Here is a 4953-nt window from a genome sequence, read left to right on the forward strand (position 1 = left end):
AAGATTAAGGAGTTTCTGCCTGTCAACCAAACTCTTGAGTCTTACCAACTCACGCCAAAGCAAAAAAGTCTGATTCAAGAATATTCCAAATTGGCAAATCTCCCAGAATTATCTGAATCTGAAGCTGACAGAATCGGAGAAATTCTAGAGATGGCAGAATCAGATAATTTACTCAGCTCTTGGATTGAAAAAATAGATGAGGAAATTTCTGAGAATAATGGTCTATTTAGTGAAGAGAATCTTGACTATTACGAAAACCAAAAAGCCAAGATTAAAGAATTTCTTGTCTGCTAATTAAGATTTTTGTGGGATGAGTAAAATCTGAAAGAAGTCTAATATCATGTTCTGATAATTTAGTCAGGATATTTAAATTATGCAAATTAGGTTTAGCCCAACAACAAATATATTTGTTGGGCTAAACTTTGGGAAGCAACCTAAGTTTCTCAAACCAAGCTACAAGAGACTGTTTTTCTGATTAGATATCTAGCAAACTCGATTGTCAGAAGCCAAAGAAAGTAATTCCTCAATCAATTCCAAAATTTCTGAACTTCTGGATAAAATACCCTCCCAGAATATTGATATACCTGACCAAGAAACAAAACTCATTTAATTACTCAATAACCGTGGTTTTATCCTCTTCCTTAACTTCTTCCTGAACATCGAACTTAATTTCCTGAACAGAATCATTTCCACTATCTCTTTTATCAACATCCGTCAGAATTTTCATTCCTTGGCGAGTTATTTCAAAATGGAAAAGATACCGACCGTGAATCATGTGAATTGTTGTTAAAGCTCCGATGGAAAAAATTAGAACTCCGCAAAGTGGAAAGGTGATTTGCCAGATAGAAAGTTGCCATTTCATAAAATATTTACCTCAGCTTGAGACAGATGTATTTATTAGAGGGTTTCGTACTAATTCAAGACTTAACAAACTCTCTATTATCTATGTGGTTTTCCAATCTACCTTTGTGACAGTAGCGATCGCTAATCTATTATTAAACATCTCTTTTTTTCTGACTTAATCTGGATTTAGAGCAGTTACCAAAAATCTTTCTTTGTCAGCGCATTTTGTTAGAGATTTTTGGCATTTTCTTCCCTTATCTCCTGAGAAAATCTCTAATTTATAGCAACTCAAAATATCTCTAAGTAGGCACGCGCTAATAAACCTAACATTTAACGAAATATTGATGTATCTAAACCTTTGAGATTGCTTCCTTCCATTCCTTTGGAAAAAATGAGAACTCCGCAAAGTGGAAAAGTAATTTGCCAGATAGAAAGTTGCCATTTCATAGAATATTTACCTCAGCTTGAGACAGACGTATTTATTAGAGGGTTTCGTACTAATTCAAGACTTAACAAACTCTCTATTATCTATGTGGTTTTCCAATCTACCTTTGTGACAGTAGCGATCGCTAATCTATTATTAAACATCTCTTTTTTTCTGACTTAATCTGGATTTAGAGCAGTTGCCAAAAATCTTTCGTTGTCGGCGTATTTTGTTAGAGATGTTTTCCATTTACTACTCCTATCTCCTGAAAAAAATCTCTAATTTATGACAATTTAAAACTACTCTAAAATCTTTACTCTTCTCTAGAAGTAGCGATCGCCTCCTTCCATGACCAAAATCAAAAAACAGTTTTCCGCAAGAACGCCAAATCATAAGTAAAAAAAATAATAAGAGTCGATTTCATTTTTTATGCTTATCAAAAAAATCTCTTATTTCGGCTAATTATTACAAAATATTTCACGTACTTGCGTTATTTCAGAGATTTGGTATCATCTAGATACATAGTTTATTGTGCTATTCTTGTATCTAAAAATAAGAAATTTTCCCTAGAAAAAGCTACAACCTTGTATTTTTCGTTAATATGAGGTGCAAAAATTTATACTCTCTCCACGGATGAATAAATCTCAAAAAAACTTATTTTGAACAGGTGTCACTGCTTAAGCAATTATAACTATTGACAAATTTCTTTTGATAGTATCCGAAAATCTAATTGTAGAGACGTTCCATGGAACGTCTCTCTTGATTATTCCTTTTTTCCCAGTATTGATTAACCAGCTATCAGCTTTTAGCAGCTCTAGTGGCGCGTCAAGCTTAAAATGGTGGAATAGATTTTTAGCTAAAAGCTTTGAAAAATCAGCATCCTAGGATTTTCCTAAACTAACATTTAAGGCTTGACACGGCACTAGTGGTGCGTCAACCTTAAAATAGTGGAATAAATTTTTGACTAAAAGCTTTGAAAAATCAGCATCATACCATTTTCCTAAAGTAACATTTAAGGCTTGACACGGCACTAGTGGACTGACACATCTAAAATGGTGCGTTACGACGGATTGCCGAATCCTATTCATAGTCTGAATTTAAGCCGTCTAACACACCCTACAATTTTGCACAAAATTAGCCGCGTCAGTCCACTAGGTTAGACTTCCCTTTCCACAAGCAGGATTGTTCAGGAGGGTTTGAAATCTCCTTTCCGTTCCAGAATGCTCGGCAAACGTTCACGTTAAAGATAATGAATAGCTGATAGCTGAATGCTGACCGCTGAACGCTTCAAGAAAATTATTTAACCAACTCCTTAACCTGACTCATAATACCTTCAGGACCAATTCCTTGATGAGGGAACTGTTCCCAAAGACCGCCACAACCTTCCTTGTGAGTAGCAATATAAGAAAACTTCGGAGTCATGCCACGTTCTAATAACCAAGAACCGAAACGACTGCCCAAACCAGTACGACGGTTAAAAGCTTCAACTACCAAAACAAAAGGAGCAGCACCTACCTTTTTCAACATATCCTCATCAATTACATTCAGAGTCGGTTTATTAATCAAACCAACATCTATTCCCTCCTGCTTCAGACGTTCCACCGCATCGAGAGAACGATACAACGCATCACCAAAACTCACAATATAACCAGCAGTACCTTCCCGAATCACCTCATCTTTGCCTGGAGTAAATTTATAACCTTCGCCAAAAAGTTCTTTACCATCACCATCAACCAGAATTGGCACCTTCGAGCGAGTCGAAAAAATAAAGCGCATTCCAGTTTGAGTAAATACTGCTTCAACACAAGCTTTCATTTGATTAGCATCTGCTGGGAAATAAAGACGAGTTTCATAAGCATCATCCAAACCATTATCGGCAAACATATTGTTTAAACCGAAGTGACAAGTATTATCTGCCATGTCATCTATACCAGCATGGGAGAAATGACATAAAAGATTAGACTTATTTAACCGCGCCATGGTGATTTCGGAAATGCACATTTCTAGGAAAGCGCTGAAAGTTGCAAAAATACCTTGCTTACCAGCTTCCATACCAAATCCCGCAGCAGCAGACAAGTTGCCACGTTCCATAATACCGCCACTAACAAACCGTTCTGGGTGAGCTTCGCGAATTTGTTTGAGTCCGCAGGAACCTTCTAAGTCACTATCAACAAATAAGTGGTTGCCACGTTCTGCTTCACTCATACCATTGAGAACAGATACCACAGTTTCCCCAAAGACGTTGCGATTGGAACCAGCTTTGTCGCTAACTCCCAAATAAGTATAACTCTGTTTTGGTTTTTCAATAGCTTCCAAATAGTTAACTGCTTGAGTTATTCCTCTACCCTTGAGATATTCGATCGCCAATTTTAAAGGAATTACATCATGTCCGTGGGTAGAACCTTCCAAACCTTCTATTCCCGGGCACATTTTCCGCTTATTAATTATAGCGATCGGACCTTCAGTAGTAACTGCTTGACATATTCTTTGGTAAAGACTGTCTAAATCTTCTCCATCTCCTTCAAGTACAGTCAAACCGTGACCTGTGAGAGTTTTATTCAGGTCATAACCTTTTAAATAGCTCGAAGGATGACCTGCGATAGTCACATCATTATCATCAATCAGCAATTTAACATTGAGATTTTGTGCTACTGCTAATCTTGCAGCTTCAGCATCATTACCTTCTTGTTGAGAACCGTCAGAACCGAGGCAAAAAACTATTTTATTAGGATTTGCCATTGCCACACCATTAATGTAAGGCCACATATGTCCCAATCTCCCGGAACTAAATTTTACTCCTGGAGTCAGTCCTAGTTCTGGATGTCCTGGCAGATGAGAATTAGCTGCCCGATAATTTACAAGATGTTCAAAAGGAAGGTCTCCTTGTATAGCTGCCATCAAGTATTGGGTAGCTACACGGTGTCCTGCCTCATCAAAGAAAATAGGTACAAACTTTTCTGCTGCACCTCGGAACAAAGCATCTAGAATCATTACTTCTGGTACTGTATCATAAGGGCCACCTGTATGACCGCCTACTCCTCTCGCAGCCCCAGTGGCGGTAAAGAAGATAATTGTGTCACGGCAAAGTTGAATATTTGCTTTGAGTGTTTGTCGTTGTTCATCTGTAAGCGTGGCGTTTGTAGGGTCTAGGGACAGGGGTTTGTAGCTTGCTATGTCAATTGGAAATGGTGCTGTAGCAGTTGTCATGGTTAATAATAGTGGTAATATCTATAAAATTTATATTCTCATAATTTGTCCCATACTTAAATAGGGTTAGCTGAAAAATTCTTTTTAGGGATTAGGGAGATTCATAATTAATAATTGATGATTGATAATTAATCTCCAGAGGTTTAAAACCTCTCCTTTTAAGGAGAAAAATTGCTAGGAGATTTTCCCTTATACAATTCCGTTACGGTTTTAACCAGAGATAATTATTCATTATCCATTATCAATTAATGAATTTTGAATTTTGAGTTTTAAGTTTGGTTGATAAGAGTATGTTTTTTACCTTTGATTTTAAAGTCGAATCAAAAATATTGAAAATATTAAGGCTCGGAGAAATACCCTCAAAGTTTCAAGTCTATCAAATCCGGCTTTTGAGTTTGAAGTTTGGTTGATAAGAGTATCTTTATTTACCTTTGATGTCAAAGTCGAATCAAAAATATTGAAAATATAAAGCCTCGGAT

4 protein-coding genes are annotated in these 4953 nt (G+C 36.7%); 2 read left to right on the forward strand and 2 right to left on the reverse strand.

The genetic code is table 11. From position 1 onward, the window contains the following. Positions 1-294 (forward strand): hypothetical protein (locus tag ACP6PM_RS32050; protein ID WP_426590910.1); only part of this gene is annotated, 294 nt, incomplete at its 5' end. Positions 295-610: 316 nt separating this feature from the next. Here the strand turns inward: ACP6PM_RS32050 and ACP6PM_RS32055 are convergent. Then, the gene (locus ACP6PM_RS32055) at positions 611-862 is read right to left on the reverse strand and encodes a hypothetical protein (RefSeq protein ID WP_426590911.1); all 252 of its coding nucleotides are present in this window, start codon (positions 860-862) and stop codon (positions 611-613) included. 372 nt (positions 863-1234) lie between these two features. Between ACP6PM_RS32055 and ACP6PM_RS32060 the strand changes: the two genes are divergently transcribed. Beyond that, entirely contained in the window at positions 1235-1450 is a 216-nt protein-coding gene (locus ACP6PM_RS32060) for a hypothetical protein (RefSeq protein WP_426590912.1), read from the forward strand. Between the two features lie 1113 nt (positions 1451-2563). On the opposite strand, the gene ACP6PM_RS32065 is transcribed toward ACP6PM_RS32060, so the two are convergent. After that, entirely contained in the window at positions 2564-4474 is a 1911-nt protein-coding gene (locus ACP6PM_RS32065; RefSeq protein WP_426590913.1) for a transketolase C-terminal domain-containing protein, read from the reverse strand. Positions 4475-4953 lie beyond the last annotated feature (479 nt).

Origin of the sequence: Dapis brunnea BLCC-M229 (assembly GCF_050015995.1) — a bacterium.
Taxonomy (GTDB): Bacteria; Cyanobacteriota; Cyanobacteriia; order Cyanobacteriales; family Microcoleaceae; genus Trichodesmium.

Bases quoted from the DNA above. Each gene is read 5' to 3' on its own strand.
- ACP6PM_RS32065 (WP_426590913.1), bottom strand. From the start codon at position 4,474: ATGACAACTGCTACAGCACCATTTCCAATTGACATAGCAAGCTACAAA.
- ACP6PM_RS32055 (WP_426590911.1), bottom strand. From the start codon at position 862: ATGAAATGGCAACTTTCTATCTGGCAAATCACCTTTCCACTTTGCGGA.
- ACP6PM_RS32060 (WP_426590912.1), top strand. From the start codon at position 1,235: ATGAGAACTCCGCAAAGTGGAAAAGTAATTTGCCAGATAGAAAGTTGC.